Consider the following 16,132-nt stretch of genomic DNA (forward strand, 5'->3'; position numbering starts at 1 on the left):
GTTGCACCACGGGATGGTCATCACCCTGGAGGGTGAGAGTTTTCAGATAGACGAGAACTGCTTGCGCGCTGCCTGGAAACAGGCGCACACTCCTCATCATCGCAACGACCCACCACCCGTGGGGGGACCCATGCATCAACCCCGCCCTTCCCGCTCGGCGGTCGTCTACCTCTGCACGACCGTCCACGCGGACGCCCGCAGCCTCCTCGACGCCTGCCACACCTACGCGAGTAACCGCGGCTGGCACGTCGTCGAGACGCTGCACGACGACACGGGCCTGAGCGACCCGACCAGACCCGCCGAACGCCCCGCCCTGGCAAGGGCGATCGAGGCGCTGGACAGCACGGACGCCTCCGTGCTGCTCACCGTCTCGGCCGGGATGATCTCGTCCCTCCCGGCCGAGTACGACCAGGTCACCCGCCGCGTGACGGACGCGGGCGGGTTCATCCACACGATGGGCTGGGTGAGGACCCGGCCCGCCGACAGGAGGTCCGCATGACCACGTACGAGTTCCGGACGGCCGCCGCATGTGGCGGTCCCTGCTCCGAGGGCTGCCTGGAGGTGGCCACCAATGTTCCCGGCATCGTGGCGCTGCGGGACACCAAGACGGGCACCGTCATGCAGTTCACCCCGCAGGAGTGGGCGGATTTCCTGACCGGCGCGAAGAGCGGTGAGTTCGACCTCGGTGCCTGACCCGGACGACGGCACACGGCCGCACCCGGCGTCGGGTGCGGCCGTCTCGTACGCGCCGTACGCCTCGTGCACCCCGTACGACTCCTGGCGTACGAGCCACCCCACCCACTGGGAGGTACGGGGACTCCACTGGCACGCCTACTCCTGGCGCGGCGACGGCAAGAGGCTCGGCGACGCGGCGGCCCGCAGATCCGCGGCCGAGGACATCGTGCCGTTCGCGTCACGGGACTGGCTGCTCAAGGATGCCCGTCTGATCAGGGCTTCCCCCGGCACGCCTGAAGAGGCGCTGACCTGGCTGCGCGAGCACTTCGACGCGATCGCCCCCACGATGCGGCCGGCACGGCAGCGCACCTTCCTCCGCGACGAGGTCAGATTCGGCACGGCGCTCTACACGCTGCGCTGCGGAACCGACCTGTCCTGGGGCTTCTGGCTGGCCAACGGCTCGTACCAGGCCCTGTCACTGATCGCCGTGGACTCCAGGCAGTGCCCGCTTCACCCGCCGGCGCCCCGCCGCACCGGGAACGCCACATCGCACACCGGATCGTCCGCCCCTGCCGCGTCCCAGTCCGTGAAGCAGGTTTTCCACGGGCTGTTGTAGGACCAGCCCTCCAGTCTCATCCACCGATCTCGCCGGGCAGGGTCCGGTTCTTCAGGGGCGGGGCCCGTTCTCGCGTAGCGGGACGGGAGGAGCCGGATCGCCGCCAGGGTGATTCGGCTTGCCGGAAGACTCAACGGCGCGTCGCAGGTACCACAGCATCTGTCCGTGGGCGGAGCGTCCGTCGTGCGCGGCGGCTGCCTTGATGGCGGCATGGAGGTCGTCGGGGAGTCGGAGATTGAAATTCACCATGCACCCAGAGTAGACCCGGACCAGTCTTGACCATGCACCCATAGTGCACCCACAATGGGTGCATGAGTCGTTTTCGGATGTACCCCACGCGTGGGCAGGAGCAGCAGATGCTGCTGCACTGCGCGCACGCCCGGTACGTCTGGAACCTCGCTGTCGAGCAGCACTCCCACTGGCGCGGGGGGCGCAAGTCCGCCCCTGGTTTCGCGGAGCAGTGTCGCCAGCTCACCGAAGCCCGACGCGACAACGAATGGCTCGGCGCGGGGAACGCCGACGTGCAGCAGCAGGCCCTGAAGGACTTTGCCAAGGCCAAGAGCGCCCGCTTCACCTCCGGGTTCGGTGAGCCGACCTGGCGCAGGAAGTTCCGTCATGAAGGCTTCCGTGTCATCGGCACCGACCGCGTACCCGAGCACAACACCGACGGCTCGCCGAAGCTGAATGCGAAGACAGGCAAGCAGGTCATGGGCCGGTCAGTGGTGTTACAGAAGCTGAACCGGCGGTGGGCGCAGGTCAAGGTGCCCGGCTGCGGCTGGGTCCGCTTCCGCCTCAGCCCGAAAGGCAAGGGCGCCGAGCTACCGTCCGCGAAGACGTTCCGCGTCACGTTCCGCAACGGTCAGTGGCACATCGCGTTCGCGGTCATCCCCCAGCCGATCGACGCGCCCGGTACGGGCGAGGCCATCGGCATCGACCGGGGTGTGGCCGTCACGGCCGCCCTCTCCGACGGCCGCACCCTCAACTGCCCCCAGCTCACCACCCGCGAGCGCGCCCAGATCCGCAAACACCAGCGCCGCGCCGCCCGCGCGAAGAAGGGCAGTCCCGAGAAAGCCGCCGGGTACGCCAAGGTCGCCAAGCTGAAGGCGCGGGAGGTGAACCGGCGTAAGGACTGGTGCGAGAAGACCTCGACCATGCTCGCCCGCACCTACGACCTGGTCCGGTTCGAGAAGCTGAACATCAAGACGATGACCGCCAAGGCCAGGGCGAAGCCCGACCCCGACCAGCCCGGCCAGTACCTGAAGAACGGCCGGGCTGCGAAAGCCGGGCTCAACCGGGCCATCCTCGCCCAGGGCTGGGGGCTGCTGCGTCAGCGTACCGGGCACAAGGCGCCCGGCCGGATCGAGGATGTACCCGCCCCCTACACATCCCTGCGGTGCAGTGCCTGCGGATGGATTGACAAGAACTCGCGCAAGAGCCAAGCCGAGTTCGAGTGTTCCTCCTGTGGCTTCACCTGCAACGCGGACACCAACGCTGGCATCAACGTCGCGGCAGGACAGGGCGGGGTTCCCCGCCCCCGGCGAACAGCCGGTGCCGGAGGGGCGACACCCCGCAAGGGGTCGAGCGTCCGTGAACCTCAGCCCGCATGGGTTGGAATCCCCCTCTTTTGAGAGGGGGAGGATGTCAAACCGGCAGCTCGTCCGCGAGGACGTGCCGGGTCTCGGTGATCAGCCACTGCGCCGGGATCTCCACGAGTTCGACGTCGAACTCGGCGTACAGGTCAGCCATGTCCTGGCTCCTTCCGGTCGTACGGTTCAGCCGACGACGGAGGTGGCCGACGAGGGCGCGCCGCTCGGCGTGCCGGGACTCGGCCTCGGACCAGTAGGCGTCGAGGAGCCCGGCGCCGCGCGCGCCCTCGGCCTCGACGATGCCGGCGATCTGCGCGAGCGGCATGTCCAGCCGGCGCAACAGGGCCACCAGGCGGGCCCGTTCGATCTGGTCCTCGTGGTAGCGGCGGTAGCCGGTCACGGCGTCGACGTGGGCCGGTGTGAGCAGGCCCAGCCGGTCGTACAGCCGCAGCGCCTTCGCGGAGAGCCGTGCGCGGGCCGCGAAGGCGCCGATGCCGAGCAGGGACCCGGGGGCGTCGATGCCGAGCAGGGGCCCGGGGGCGGGTGCGCCCTCGGGGCCGCGTACGTCCTCGTCCATGCCGTCATCCTCCGTCACCGGGCGGGGTGCCCGGTGGGGAGGAGACTGGGGTCTTCCCCTAGGGGAAGGTCAACCAGGGGTTGGCCAACCAGGGGAAGGCCGACGCCGGGTCAGCTCGCGAGCTGTGCCTCCACCGCCGTCACGACCTCCGCCGACTCCGGCTCCGTCTGCGGGGCGAAGCGGGCGACGACCTCGCCGTCCCGACCGATCAGGAACTTCTCGAAGTTCCAGCGGATGTCACCGGTGTGGCCCTCCGCGTCGGCGAAACCGACCAGGCGCTCGTACAGCGCGTGCCGCCCCTCGCCGTTGACCTCGACCTTCTCGGTCATCGGGAAGGTCACGCCGTACGTCGCCGAGCAGAACTCCGCGATCTCCTCGGAGGTGCCGGGCTCCTGGCCCATGAACTGGTTGCAGGGCACGCCGAGCACGGTGAAGCCCTGCTCCGCGTACCGCTCCTGAAGCTTCTCCAACCCGGAGTACTGGGGAGTGAGTCCGCACTTGGAGGCGACGTTCACGACGAGTACGACCTGGCCGGCGTACCGGGACAGCTCGGCGGAGCCGCCCTTGAGGGCGTCGATCTCGACCTGGAGGGGGGAAGTGGCGTTGGTAGTCATGCTTCGGATGCTAACTCCGGCGTCCACACGGTCCATGAACTCCAGCATCCGCCGGTCGATCTCCGCCGCGTGATCGATCTGCGGCCCGTGCCCGGTCCCGCTGACGATCTCGGCGCGGGCTCCCTCGATCAGGCGCGGCACCCGCTCCAACTGCCGCTCCGGGTGCAGGAGAAGACTCCGCCGGCCGAGGACGACGTACATCGGGGTGCGGATCGAGGACAGGGCGTCGTCCGGGAGGGGCAGGGGAGCCGGACGCCGGATGCGGTACGCGCGGACGGCCGTCCTGATCATCGTCCGCAGCTCCGGCATGACGAGGACCGGCTGCTCCAGCCAGGCCGCGAGGCGTGGCCGCAGGCGCTTGGGCGCGAAGGTCGCGAAGAGGCCGGCGAAGAGCCAGACGAAGAACCGCAGGCCCACCTTCTCCAGCCCCCCAGGGTCTAGGGGTATCACCGAGGCGAGGCGGCCGGGCCTGCGGTGCGCCTGGTTCAGGACCAGCCAGCCGCCGTACGAGATACCTACGAGGTGTACACGGTCTAGACCGAGCCCGTTCAGCGTCTCGTCGAGCCACCGCGCGGCGTGCTCCGGCTCGTGGATCGGGGCGCGCTGCACGCTGCGGCCCGGGTCGCCGGGGGTGTCCAGCGCGTACACCGGGCGCCGCGCGGAGAGGTCGGCGGTGTTCGGGTACCACATCGCCGAGCACGAGCCCGCGCCGTGGACCAGTACTACGGGGGTACGGGACTCGTCCGCCGGGTCGTCGGGGCCGTAGCGGTAGACGTGCGTGGTGCCGTACGCGGTCTCGACGTCCAGCTCCGCGCGGGCGGGCGCGCCGAGCGCGTAGACGGCGTCGCAGGCCGCGAAGTAGCGGGCGCGCCAGGTGTCGTCGACGTACCGGCCGACGTCGGGGCGCGGGCGGGCATAGGGCTCGGGCATGTCCACCTCCGGAGACCATCGTTTTTATGGTACGAACGTATCACTACTGTGGTACGGCTGTACCATCAAAAAACGCCGGGGCTGGAGCGGGGGCCGGAGCCGGTGAGCGGCGAAGATGCCGGGCAGGGGTGTTCGGCGAGGATGCCGAGCGGAGGTGCCCGGCGGGGACGCCAGTCGGGGACGTCGAGCGGAGGCGCCCGGCAGCGACAGTGAACGGAGGCCGGCGGATGCCGAAACGGGTGGATCACGCGCAACGGCGCACCGAGATCGCCGAAGCGCTCGTCCGCGTCGCCGGCCGGCGCGGGCTGCACGCGGTGGGCATGCGCGACGTGGCCGCCGAGGCGGGGGTCTCCCTGAGACTCGTCCAGTACTACTTCGAGACGAAGGAGAAGCTGCTCCTCTTCGGCCTGGACCACCTGACGCGGTCCTACGCCGCCCGGGTCGCCGCCCACCTCCGGGCCGCCCCCGCGCCCACCCCCCGCACCAGGATCGAGGCCCTGCTCCTGACGGCCCTCCCGACGGACGACGCCGGCCGCACGTTCCACCACCTCTACACCTCGTACGCGATCCTCTCGGTGACGGACGAAGCACTCGCCGCCCAGCCCTTCATCACCAGCCCCGACGCGGCGGAAGCCACGGTGACCGACCTCCTCCGCGAGGCCCAACACCTGGCCCACCTCCCCGCCGACCTGAACCCCCACCTCGAAGCCGTCACCCTCCTCGCCATGTCAGCGGGCCTCGGCACCAGCGTCCTGGTCGGCCAGCGCACCCCGGAATCGGCGAAGGCGGCACTGGAGCACCACCTGAACCGCCTGTTCGGGGGCGGGGGAGAGGGGGAGGTCGAGGGCGGGAGCAGAGAAGAGGGCGGGAGCCGGGGCGGGAGTGAGAGCGAGGGCAAGGGTGAGGGCGGGAGCCTAGGCGGGAGCGGGCGCGAGGAGTAGTTGGCGGCGGGAGCGAGCGGCGGCCGGCAGTGGGGTGGGGAGTGGCCGGCGGCGGGAGCAAGGAGCGGCTGGCGGCGGGAGCGAGGGGGTGACCGGGAGCGGGAGTTGAGGAGTGGCCGGCGGCGGGAGCGAGTGGCGGCCGGCAGTGGGGGTGAGGAGTTGTTGGTGGCGGGAGTGAGGGGCGGCCTGGGAGCGGGGGCGAACAGCGGCCGGGAGCGGGAGTTGAGGAGTGGCCGGCGGCGAGGAGCAAGGGCGGCCGGGAGCCGGAACGAGGAGTAGCCCGGCAGCCCGGGTCCCCTCGCCTCGCCAAGCCCGCTCGCCTCGCCAAGCCCGGGTCCCGCTCACCCCGCCAAGCCCGAGGCCGCCTCACCCCCCAACCCCCCGAACCACCCCCTCCCCCACCCCCGTCCGCACATACAGCACCGACCTCCCCACCCGCCTCCGCTCCACCAGCCCCGCATCCCGTAGTACCCGTAGATGCCGTCCCACGGACCCGAGCCCCTGCCCGGTCACGGCGACGAGCTGGCTCGTGCTCATGGGCCGCTCGACCAGCAGCAGAACCCGGGCCCGCCCGGCACCGAGGAGTGCGTCGAGTGCCCCCACCCGCCCCACGGCCCGCTCCTCGGCGAGCACCCCGGCGCAGGGGTAGACGACGGCGTACCGGGAGGGCTCCTCCCAGGCGACCCACCCGGTCTGCGGGGTGACGGGGACGAGGACGAGCTGCGCGCCGGCGATCGAACGGGGCGGATACTCATGCCGGTTGACCTGGAAGAGGCTCGCCCCGAGCCACCGCGTCCCGGGCCGGAGCGAGTCGAGGACGGCGGCCCACCCGCCCCGGCTGACCTGGTCGAGCCGCACGGCGACATCGGCCTCAAGGACCTTCCGCCGCCGCTCCCAGTAGGGCTCGACGGAGGACGCCCAGACCCAGGAGAGAAGGTCGGCGGCGAGGTCCCCGAGGTCGTCCCTGAGGAGTACGGGTGGCAGCTCCCCGCCGACCGCCGTCCGCAGATGCGCCCGCGCCTCGGCGCCCGCCACCCCCCGTACCCGTAGTACCTCGGAGGGAAAGTCCTCCCCACCCCGGGGCGCGGGCGTGAGGAAGTCGGCGATCCACTCCCGCCCGAGCCCGGCCCGGACGAGCGCCGCGCTCACGGGATCGGCGGCGAGCCGGGCCCGGTAGGCGGGCAGATGCGCGCCCAGCCACCGGCTCTCCCCGGGATGCCGCCCCACCCCGGCATGCAGCAGCTTCAGCGCCGCGAACGTCTCGGCGAGCGGCGAGAGAACGAACCGGCTCCGCGCGAGCGTGTCCGCATCAACCTGCCAAACCCCCACGAACCCCCCTCACTTGACCCCTCGCCGCCCCTTCAGCGCCTCCTTGCCGCACACGACCTTTCGCGCCCCCTCGCCGCCCGCGACCTTCAGCGCGCCCTTGCCGCCCACTTCACGCTCGCCCCCTCACCGCCTCCCCGGAGCCCGCAACCTTTCGCGCACCGGCGAAACAATAACCACCACACGGGCCCCACCCGGAGACTCCGCCCATGCCCACCGACACCACGGCGACGACGACGCCGTACACCACCCTGTTCAGAACCCCGGAGTTCACCCCCCTCTTCCTCTCCTCGGCGGCCCACGTGGCCGCCCAGACCCTCGCCGGCCTGGCCCTGGGCACACACGTCTACGAGCGGACCGGCTCCCCCCTGCTGTCGGCCCTGAGCATGTTCGGCCCGTCGCTCGCCCAGGCCCTCGGCGCCACCTTCCTCCTCTCGGGCGCCGACCGCCTCCGCCCCCGTACGACCCTGACGACCCTCTCAGGGTCCTTCGCCGTGACGACGGCCCTGCTCGCCCTGCCCCTCCCGCTGCCCGTGGTCTTCGGGCTGCTCCTCCTCCAGGGCCTGGTGTCGGCGCTCGGCGGCGGAGTCCGCTGGGGCCTGCTGAACGAGATCCTGCCGCCCGGCGCCTACCTCCCCGGCCGCGCCCTGTTCAACATGGCGAACGGCCCGACGCAGATCGCCGGTTACGCGACGGCCGGCCTCCTCCTGACGCTCCTGACCCCGCCCCAAGTCCTCCTGCTCGCCGCCCTGTTGTACGCCGCGTCCGCGACATTCACCCGGACCTCCCTGACCGACCGCCCGCCGAGAACCACCGGCCGCCCCACCCCGGCGGAGACCTGGCGCACGAACGCCGAACTCTGGCAGGACCGCCCCCGCCGCCTCACCTACCTGGGCCTGTGGATCCCGAACGGATTGATCGTCGGCTGCGAGTCCCTGTTCGTCGCCCACGACCCCGGCGCGGCGGGCACCCTGTTCGCCTGCGCGGCCCTCGGCATGCTGGCCGGCGACGTGACGGTGGGCCGCGTCCTGAAGCCGGCGGCACGCCAACGCGCCGCGACCCCCCTGCTGTTGCTCCTGGCGGCCCCCTACGCCGTCTTCGCCTTCAGCCCCCCACTCCCGGTGACGGCGACCGCGACCGCCCTCGCCTCGATCGGCTTCGGCGCGAGCCTCGCCCAGCAGGAACGCCTGATGAACCTGACGCCCCCTCAACTCGCCGGCCACGCCCTCGGGTTGCACTCCTCCGGCATGATCACCCTCCAGGGCCTGGCCGCCGCGGCAGCCGGCACCCTGGCCCAACTCACCACCCCCGCACGGGCGATGACGGCCATGGCGGCGGCGTCCGTCGCGGTCACCCTCGCCCTGCACCTGGCCGACAAGGGGCGTCGAATCCGGCGATAAGGGGGAGAACCCAGAAGCCCCCCGCGCACGCGGCGAGAACGGAGCTTTCCGGATGAGCGGCGCTCTGCAAGACCTCTTGGTCAACCTGTCCGCGGCGTCGCTCGCGTTCGTCGCGGGACGCTCGTTCGGCCGGGTCCGCGACCTGTGGCGCTTCCGCGACACCCGGGGCTTCTGGAGGCCGTTCGCGACGCCCGACCTGAAGATGGTGACGTCCGTCTTCATCGAGGGCGAGCAGTACATCTGGGAGCGCTCGGGCCTGGTGGGCGTCGGCGACGTCCTCGCGATCCACGAACTGCGCCAGCAGTTGCAGCGCACGGGCGTGAGCCACCTGCCCCTCACCCCGAGCCACCAGCTGACCGGCTCGGAGCGGCGGGGCAACCTGATCCTCGTCGGCGGCCCGCACTCCAACCGCGTCACCGCCGAGATCGTCCAACGCCTGCCGCTCACCTATACGTTCGGCCCCGCCGACGAACACGACGCCAGGATCACCGACTCCCGCACCGGCGAGGTGCTGTCCCCGCAGACCGACGCCCACGGCCAACTCGCCGTGGATCTCGGCATTTTGGTCCGCGCCGCCAACCCCTTCCAGCCCGGCCGCCACGTCGTCGTCCTCGCCGGCAGCTTCGGCTTCGGCACCAGCGCCGCCGCCCGCCTCCTCGCCGACCCCGACTTCCTCAACAACCCCCTGGTGTCCGGAGGTTCACCCTTCGAAGCCGCCTTCTCCGTCGAGGTCGTCGCCGGCGAACCCCAACGTATCGACCTCAAGGAACTCCGCCCCCTCGACACGGCATCCAGGAGACCGGCGGGCACCTGAGAACGCCGCCTGCCTTCACCGCTCCTCCGGCACCCCGCCCTCCAGCAGTCGTTCCCCGATGTCGTCGGACCAGGAGTGGGCCCAGGCGCGCAGCCGGGCCACGTCGGGACAGCCGGTGAAGGCGGTGTCGTCGAGCCATTCCGTGCGGAGCAACCGGCCCTGGAGATCGGGGAGTTCGAGGCCGTCGGGACTGTGACGGCGGCCCAGCTCCTCCAGTTCGGGCCAGCTGAAGGAGTCGGCGCAGGCGGCGATCCGGGAGAGGTCACGGCCGTAACCGCGCCGGACGAAGTCACGGACCTTGACGCCGAGCGCGTCGGGGAGAGCGAGAGCGAGCCCGGCGGGCGTCCGCACGGGAGGGCGGCAGAAGACCTCCTTGGAGAGGGAGATGGTGACGCCGTCGGCCGTGAGACGCGCGAACAACGGCCCTCTCTCGGAGAGTTGCGCATCCCACCCCAACTCCCCCAGCCCGACGGCCACTTGCGAGGCGATCCACTCAAGTCGCGCAGGATGCTCGGTCGCGACCCCGACCCCCCGCGACCACCCCACCACCCCATGCGCACGCAACGCGCACCCACCCGTGAGGGCGAGCGGAAACTCCGCCCCGACGGCCAGCACATCGGCCTCCAGGGCCCGTTCGGCGAACATGGCTGGATTATGCCGGGCGGACATGCCCCCCGGGGGGCGCGCACTCGCCCCGACGCTCCTCACCGGCACCATCGGCCGTTCCACGGGCACTTGACGCACTCGACACCCGCCCTGACCATGAGCCCATGAACGCGATGTCCGACGAGATCGCAGTCATGTTGTCCGCCGGCGGGCAGGAGGAGGCGTACCGCCAGTACCGCCACCACAGAGAGCTCTTCACACGGCCCCTGTTCGCCCAGGACTGGCGGGCGAGGCCGACGGACCCGGGCCGGCGCGCCTACGAGCGCTACCTCAGACTCCTGCCGGCCCTGCGCCCCACGGAAGCGGCCACGGACCTCCGCGAGTCGGTCACCCTGCACGAGTGGGCGACGACCGTCGACCCGCACCTCGCCCTCCTGCTGAGCGTCCAACTCAACCTGGCCCTGGGCACGTTGACGGAACACTCGCCCCGGACGGGCGAACCCGAGCGGACCCGCCGCCGGATGCTGGAGGGCCGCGCGGTCGGAAGCTACGTGGTGACCGAACTGGGCCACGGCAGCGACCTCAACAACATCGAGACGACCGCCGAATTCGACGACGACACAAGGGAGTTCGTGCTGACGACCCCGTCGCCGACCGCGGTGAAGTTCATGTCCAGCACAGCCCCGCCCCCGCTGGCCGGCTGCGCCCGCTTCGGCATCGTCCTCGCCCGTCTGATCCTGCGGGGCGAGGACCGGGGCCCGTACGCCTTCCTGGTCCACCTCACCGCCCCCGACGGCACGGTCCTGCCCGGCGTCACGGTCCGCCGCCTCCCCGACCGGCCGGTCCTCGGCATCGACAACGCCCTCACCCGCTTCGACGGCGTCCGCGTCGGCCTCGACTGCCTCCTCTCCCCGGACGGCACCCACGTCACCGAGCGGGGCGAACTCGTCGGCCCGCTCGCCGGCGACAGCCGCACCTGGCGCGCGCTCGGCCGCGTCCGCACCGGCCGGATCGTCGCGGCGGCGATGGCGGCAGCGGCGGCCCGCGCCGCCCTGGCCATCGCCGTGCGCCACGCCACCCAGCGCGAGATCGAGAGCAAGGCCGGCGGCCGGATCCCCCTCGCCCACGTCCGCTCCCACCACGGCCGCCTGCTCGACGCCCTCGCCGACACCTACGCCGCGACCCTCGCCGTCCGCGAGGCGACGTCCGCGCTCGACGGCGTGCCGGACGAGTACGCGCCCGTCGTCACCGACGAGATCGCGCTGGCCAAGCACTTCGTGACGGACGTCGCCGCGCACGCCTGCGACGAGGCCCGCGAACGGCTGGGCGCCCAGGGGGCGTTCGCGCACAACCGGATCGTCGAGTACCGGGCGCTGCGCGACGCGGTCACCACCGCCGACGGCGACAGCCGCGTCGGCGCGCTGCACGCGGCCTACCGGCGCCTGACGCTCCCGGAGGAGAAGGGCACCACCCGCTGGGACCCGTCTCATACCTGCGGTGCTGATACCCCGGAGCTATGGCTGCGCTGGCTCGCCGTACGTGAGGAGTACCTCCACCGCAGGGCCCGCCGTCTGCACGCCATCTCCGGCGGCGACGCCCAGAGCCGCTGGGACCGCACCTCCCACGCCGCCCTCGCCGCGGCCGAGGCCCACGCCGCCCACCGCGCCGCCGACGCCCTCGCCCGCCGCACGGCCGGCGTCTCGCCCGCGACCCGCCGCGTCCTGGACGACCTCCTCACCCTCTTCGCCGTCCGCCAATGCCGCGCACACGGCGCCGACTTGCTGCCCGACGGCCCCTTCCCGGCGCTCGCCGAACCCCTGCCCGCGCTCACCGACCGCCTCCACGACCGCCTCGCCCCGCACCTGCGCACCCTCACCGCGGCCTTCGACCTCCCGACGGGCCTCCTCGGCACCCCCTTCGAGGCGCCCGAGGGCTTCGTCTCCCACTACGCCCGCGCACTGGATCCCGCCGGGGAGCGAAGGCGCGAAGGCACTCAGTGACACGAGACGCACGCTCCGCCGAACCGGGGAGCGCGCGGGGCGCTTAGCCGTATAAGCCAACAAGTCACGCACGCCCCTTCCGTACGCCCCCATGCACCCGAGATCGATATCCGGCCCTTGGATTAGGTCGGCCCGGGTTGTTGCATGGGTGCCTCCCAGCACCCCTACGACCTCGGAGTTTTCCCCGATGACTACCGCCACACTCGCGCCCCTCTCTCCCGTCCTCGCGTCGGACAGCCCGTTCGTTCGGCGCCTCCGTCGTATGAGCGGTCTGAAGGCGATTCAGGAGTCCGCGGCGCACGGCACCGGGTTCTTCCCGTTCAGCGACGGGCTTGGTGTCCGGGTCCAGATGGCCGAGCGCGGCCGGGTGATCCTGAGCGCCACCCCGACGGACGGACACAGCAGCTGGCCCGGTTTCACGCACGGCGGGTTCACCGCGACCCTGTGCGACACGGCGTGCGCGCTGGCCGCGCTGTCGACCGTGCGGCGCGGCACCAAGGCCGTGACCGGCAACTTCAGCATGAACCTGCTCCAGCCGGTGCCGGCGGGCAGCTTCCGCATCTCCTGCGTGGGCAGAGCGACCCAGACCCAGGGCCCGCGCATCCTCGCCCACGCGGACGTCACCACCCCTGACGGCACCCTCCTGGCGCACTCGACGGCCCTGTTCATCACGAAGGACCTGATGGCCTGACACCCCCTGCCTCCGCATAGCCTCCCGTAGCCGTAGGACGCCCAGACCGGGCGTCCTACGGCTTTTGCGTTCCCGGAACCCTCTCCGGCACCCTCATCTCCGGGGAAAATAGCGCTCGTTACGCAACCCGGCGACACGCGCCACGCCAACGGCACTGAGTGCACACCGATTTGGGCGGCGGCCTTCCGGTGGAATGTCCGCGGCGCGCGCGGACCGCGACTGCCCGTATGGCGGAAGCCAGTTGCTCCAACTCGGGGGGCACGGGTGCGGCCGAAATTTCCAACGTTCGGCGGACGCCTTTCAGACGCCGCGCGCGGCACCGTCGAGCCGGCTCTTCAGCGTCGTCGTGAGCGGCACCGTGTCGAGCGCGGTGAAGAACCGGGGCACGGCATGTCCGGGCAGCCGGTTGCTGCACCAGTTCACCAACTCCCCTTCGGACGCGTCCGATACGACCTCCGCGGCCACCACCGACCCGACGAACGGCGCGGTCCGCGCGAACACCCGCGCCCAGTGCACGTCCGGATGGGCCAGCAGCACGTCCCGCACCTGCCCCGCCGACAGCCTCAACCCGCCCACGTTCAACTGGTCCTGGCCGAGCCGACCGCTCAACACCACGCGCCCGCCCACGAATTCGGCCCGGTCACTGGTCGCCACCCACTCCGGCACCCCGTCGGCGCCGTGCACCGGACGCACGTACAACTGCCCGTCCCGCACCCGCAGTCCGGGCTTCGTGCCGTCCGACGGCCGCTCCAGCCACTCGACGGGGAACCCGGCCTTCCCGTCGTGGACGACGACGCACGCGCCGGCCTCCGTCGACGCGTAGATCCAGCTGATCCGCGCGCCGGGGAAGACGCCCCGCAGCCGGTCGAGCAGCGGCTGGTCCACCGGCTCCCCGCCCAGCGTGATCTGCCTGGGCCGCAACCGCTCCAGCTCCGGGTCCCCCGAGGCCAGCGCCAGCCGCCAGAACGACGGCGTCGCCGACACCGCGTCCACGCCCTCCGCGAGCGCGACCGGCAGCCACTGGTCGGGCCGCGGCCCCGGCGCCGTCACGAGGTCCTGCCCGGGGAACGTGAGGCTCAGCGCGACCAGTTGCCACCAGGCGTAGGTGCCGGGGGAGTAGGGCAGCAGCCAGCGGTAGGGCGGCGGGGCGTCGCCGAGCGTCGTCAGCGAGGACAGCGTGTGCGCGAGGAGGCGGGGCCGGCCCGCGCTGCCGCTCGTCGTCAGCCAGATCCGCCCCGGCCGCGTGGACCGCCCCTCGGCGAACCTGCGCAGCTCCTTGCACAGCGTCTCGTCGACCCGTTCCCGCGCGACGACCAACAGCTCGCCGGGGTTGCCGAGATGGGCGCGGGCGGCCATGAGCGCGGCGAGCTGGCCGTCCGCCGTGACGACGGTCCGCCGCTCCAGCGGTGGCGGGTCCAGCCGCCACCAGGTGCCCCGGAACCCCTCGCAGACGATCCGGTTGTCGAGCGGATCCCCGGGCCGCGCGCCCGCTCTCCGCCCCCACCGCTCGCCCGGCGGGACGCGTCTGTGCGGCATACCGGCTCCTTCCAGCCACGCCACTCCCACGCCACGTTCCGGGCACGGGAACCACACCTATCCCGAAGGCCCCCTCCCCGGGGAGGCGTACGGCAGGCGCTCAAGTGGCAACCGGCTCCCGGCCCCCACCCCGTATGCCCCCGCCTCACCCGTCCGCTGGATTGCCGCCCCCGGCGCAGGGGGGAAAGTTGACGGCGCGGCGGCCGGAGCCGCCGCGCCAAGTGCCCCCGGGACGCCTCCCAGAACGCGCCCGGAGGGCACCGTCTACGGCGCCACCGCCCGCCCGGTCGTGGGCGAGATCGTCCCCGGGCACAGCCCGCGCGACGCCAGGTTCTGCGCGATCCGAGGGATCGCGGCCCGCGTGTTCGCCGGGCCGTCGTGCATGAGGATGACCTGCCCGTTGCCGAGCCGTCCGACGGCGGCGACGATCGCGTCGGTGCTCGCGTTGTTCCAGTCCTGCGAGTCGACGTCCCAAAGGACCTGCCGCATCCCGTACTTGGCCGCGACCGACTGCACGGTCGCGTTGGTCGCCCCGTACGGCGGCCGGAACAGCCGGGGCGTCCCGCCGCCCGCGTTCGCGATCGACTGCTGGGTGCGCGCCAGCTCCGAGTCGACCTGTCCTTGCGGGAGTTGGGTGAGGTTGGGGTGGGTGTAGCTGTGGTTGGCGACCCACATCCCCGCCGACACCTCGGCCCGCACCAGCGCCGGATAACTCGCCGCGTTCTGGCCGGTGTTGAACATCGTGGCCCGAAGGCCGTTCGCCCGCAGGGAGTTGAGGAGGGTCTGGGTGTTCCCGCCGGGCCCGTCGTCGAAGGTGAGACCGACGTACCCGGAGCAGGCCGCGGCGCGCGCGGGTGCGGCGTCCACCGCGAACGCGCCCGCCGCCGCCAGCGCGGCGACCGTCACCGTGGCCGCGAGAGGTCGTACCGAGAGCATGGGGTCAACTCCCTCAGTTCACGGTGATGTTGGAGTTGCCGCTGCTCTGGTAGCCCTCCGTCGCCATGATCATGTAGTAGTTGAACGAGCCCAGCCGCATCCCGGCGCGCGCCCACGCGTCGAAGTGGTTGCCGGCCGTGATGGTCCCGCCGGTGCGCTTCTGCTGCCGGACGCTCCAGTACTGGTTGAAGGTCTTGACGCCTTCCACGGACGGGGCGTTGTAGCGCGTCGTCTGGTAGATGTCGTAGGTGCCGCCGTCGCTGGTCACGGTGCCCTTGTACGTCCCGGTCGGGCGGTACGTGCCCCAGTTGTCGACGATGTAGTACTCGACCAGCGGATTGGCCGTCCAGCCGTACAGCGTGAGGTAGGCGTTGCCCGACGGGTTGAAGCTGCCGGAGTAGTTCACCGTCCGGCGGCTGCCGTTGCTCCAGCCCTTCCCGGCCACGAAGTTGCCCGTGTTGCGCCAGGAAGTGCTGTAGTTCCCGCCGTTGTTGAGGGTCATCGAGACGGTGCCCTGCGCGTCCGTCCAGAACGAGTAGTAGTAACCGGAGTTGGTGCCGGTCTGGTTGGTCGTGACGACCGTCGCGGCGTGCGCGGTGCCCGGCATGACCAGGGCGATCAGCGCGACCAGAGCTGTGGTGCAAACACTTGCTGCGAACAGTTTGAAGCGGCTCAGAGCTTTCACAGCGTGCTTCCTCCCAGTACTCCAGAGGTGGGGGAGCCTGACGCTGGACAGTGTTGGTATGACCCCGTCAACTGTCAACAGTTTCGGCAGCGAGTTCGAAACATTCGCGCGCAATATGCCAGCTCAGCGCTAATCGATCAGAGGTAATGCGGCTGAATGCACCAGAAAGCGGCCCGTGAAAGCCGAATGTTTCGAAGGA

16 protein-coding genes and 2 pseudogenes are annotated in these 16,132 nt (G+C 71.6%); 9 read left to right on the forward strand and 9 right to left on the reverse strand.

From position 1 onward, the window contains the following. The first annotated feature begins 130 nt into the window (after nt 1-130). From IAG44_RS23605 to IAG44_RS23615, 3 genes are read left to right on the forward strand one after another with little or no spacing between them, the layout of a single operon-like run. A complete protein-coding gene (locus IAG44_RS23605; protein WP_187749063.1) occupies nt 131-499 on the forward strand; it encodes a hypothetical protein in 369 nt (122 codons plus the stop codon). Beyond that, nucleotides 496-693, forward strand: a complete 198-nt coding sequence (locus IAG44_RS23610) for a DUF397 domain-containing protein (protein ID WP_187749064.1) — start codon at nt 496-498, stop codon at nt 691-693. The genes IAG44_RS23605 and IAG44_RS23610 overlap by 4 nt, the downstream gene beginning before the upstream one ends. Further along, nucleotides 686-1,291 (forward strand): hypothetical protein, encoded by a 606-nt coding sequence (locus IAG44_RS23615; RefSeq protein ID WP_187749065.1) that lies wholly within the window; start codon nt 686-688, stop codon nt 1,289-1,291. Before IAG44_RS23610 ends, IAG44_RS23615 begins: the two co-directional genes overlap by 8 nt. Nucleotides 1,292-1,342: 51 nt before the next feature. Here the strand turns inward: IAG44_RS23615 and IAG44_RS23620 are convergent, their stop codons facing one another. Next, on the reverse strand, nt 1,343-1,582 hold the full coding sequence (locus tag IAG44_RS23620; RefSeq protein WP_343075748.1) for a toxin-antitoxin system HicB family antitoxin: 240 nt from the start codon (nt 1,580-1,582) through the stop codon (nt 1,343-1,345). Nucleotides 1,583-1,602: 20 nt separating this feature from the next. On the opposite strand from IAG44_RS23620, the gene IAG44_RS23625 reads away from it, so the two are divergent. After that, nucleotides 1,603-2,919, forward strand: coding sequence for an RNA-guided endonuclease InsQ/TnpB family protein (locus tag IAG44_RS23625; RefSeq protein WP_187749067.1), 1,317 nt, complete (start codon nt 1,603-1,605; stop codon nt 2,917-2,919). A 19-nt stretch (nt 2,920-2,938) separates the two neighbouring features. Here the strand turns inward: IAG44_RS23625 and IAG44_RS23630 are convergent. The 3 genes and pseudogenes from IAG44_RS23630 to IAG44_RS23640 all read right to left on the reverse strand — a co-directional run. After that, nucleotides 2,939-3,454: pseudogene (locus IAG44_RS23630) on the reverse strand (MerR family transcriptional regulator); the annotation flags it as partial. Nucleotides 3,455-3,564: 110 nt separating this feature from the next. Then, a complete protein-coding gene (locus IAG44_RS23635) occupies nt 3,565-4,068 on the reverse strand; it encodes a glutathione peroxidase (protein WP_246564295.1) in 504 nt (167 codons plus the stop codon). A gap of 21 nt (nt 4,069-4,089) precedes the next feature. Next, nucleotides 4,090-4,998: pseudogene (locus tag IAG44_RS23640) on the reverse strand (alpha/beta fold hydrolase); the annotation flags it as partial. Between the two features lie 227 nt (nt 4,999-5,225). Here IAG44_RS23640 and IAG44_RS23645 point away from each other — a divergent pair. Then, complete coding sequence (locus IAG44_RS23645) at nt 5,226-5,939, forward strand: TetR/AcrR family transcriptional regulator (RefSeq protein WP_187749068.1); 714 nt, start codon at nt 5,226-5,228, stop codon at nt 5,937-5,939. 366 nt (nt 5,940-6,305) lie between these two features. On the opposite strand, the gene IAG44_RS23650 is transcribed toward IAG44_RS23645, so the two are convergent. Further along, nucleotides 6,306-7,268, reverse strand: coding sequence for an ArsR/SmtB family transcription factor (locus IAG44_RS23650; protein WP_187749069.1), 963 nt, complete (start codon nt 7,266-7,268; stop codon nt 6,306-6,308). A 206-nt stretch (nt 7,269-7,474) separates the two neighbouring features. Here IAG44_RS23650 and IAG44_RS23655 point away from each other — a divergent pair, with 206 nt between their 5' ends. Together IAG44_RS23655 and IAG44_RS23660 are read left to right on the forward strand one after the other, a co-directional pair. Continuing rightward, nucleotides 7,475-8,665, forward strand: a complete 1,191-nt coding sequence (locus IAG44_RS23655) for an MFS transporter (RefSeq protein WP_187749070.1) — start codon at nt 7,475-7,477, stop codon at nt 8,663-8,665. Nucleotides 8,666-8,717: 52 nt separating this feature from the next. Next, nucleotides 8,718-9,479 (forward strand): hypothetical protein, encoded by a 762-nt coding sequence (locus IAG44_RS23660; RefSeq protein ID WP_187749071.1) that lies wholly within the window; start codon nt 8,718-8,720, stop codon nt 9,477-9,479. Between the two features lie 15 nt (nt 9,480-9,494). Here IAG44_RS23660 and IAG44_RS23665 read toward each other — a convergent pair whose 3' ends face one another. Then, the gene (locus tag IAG44_RS23665) at nt 9,495-10,124 is read right to left on the reverse strand and encodes a hypothetical protein (RefSeq protein WP_187749072.1); all 630 of its coding nucleotides are present in this window, start codon (nt 10,122-10,124) and stop codon (nt 9,495-9,497) included. A gap of 125 nt (nt 10,125-10,249) precedes the next feature. On the opposite strand from IAG44_RS23665, the gene IAG44_RS23670 reads away from it, so the two are divergent. Continuing rightward, nucleotides 10,250-12,085 (forward strand): acyl-CoA dehydrogenase family protein, encoded by a 1,836-nt coding sequence (locus tag IAG44_RS23670; protein ID WP_187749073.1) that lies wholly within the window; start codon nt 10,250-10,252, stop codon nt 12,083-12,085. Nucleotides 12,086-12,347: 262 nt separating this feature from the next. After that, nucleotides 12,348-12,776 carry a PaaI family thioesterase gene (locus IAG44_RS23675; protein WP_187749074.1) on the forward strand — a complete coding sequence of 143 codons (429 nt, stop codon included), beginning with the start codon at nt 12,348-12,350 and terminating at the stop codon, nt 12,774-12,776. Between the two features lie 300 nt (nt 12,777-13,076). Here the strand turns inward: IAG44_RS23675 and IAG44_RS23680 are convergent, their stop codons facing one another. The 3 genes from IAG44_RS23680 to IAG44_RS23690 all read right to left on the reverse strand — a co-directional run bounded on the left by IAG44_RS23680 (nt 13,077) and on the right by IAG44_RS23690 (nt 15,909). Beyond that, nucleotides 13,077-14,312, reverse strand: a complete 1,236-nt coding sequence (locus tag IAG44_RS23680) for an AMP-binding protein (protein WP_187749075.1) — start codon at nt 14,310-14,312, stop codon at nt 13,077-13,079. A 264-nt stretch (nt 14,313-14,576) separates the two neighbouring features. Then, on the reverse strand, nt 14,577-15,248 hold the full coding sequence (locus IAG44_RS23685; protein WP_187749076.1) for a polysaccharide deacetylase family protein: 672 nt from the start codon (nt 15,246-15,248) through the stop codon (nt 14,577-14,579). Nucleotides 15,249-15,261: 13 nt separating this feature from the next. Next, nucleotides 15,262-15,909 carry a glycoside hydrolase family 11 protein gene (locus IAG44_RS23690; RefSeq protein WP_281404338.1) on the reverse strand — a complete coding sequence of 216 codons (648 nt, stop codon included), beginning with the start codon at nt 15,907-15,909 and terminating at the stop codon, nt 15,262-15,264. Between the last annotated feature and the right edge of the window lie 223 nt (nt 15,910-16,132).

Origin of the sequence: Streptomyces roseirectus, from assembly GCF_014489635.1 — a bacterium.
Lineage (GTDB): Bacteria > Actinomycetota > Actinomycetes > Streptomycetales > Streptomycetaceae > Streptomyces > Streptomyces roseirectus.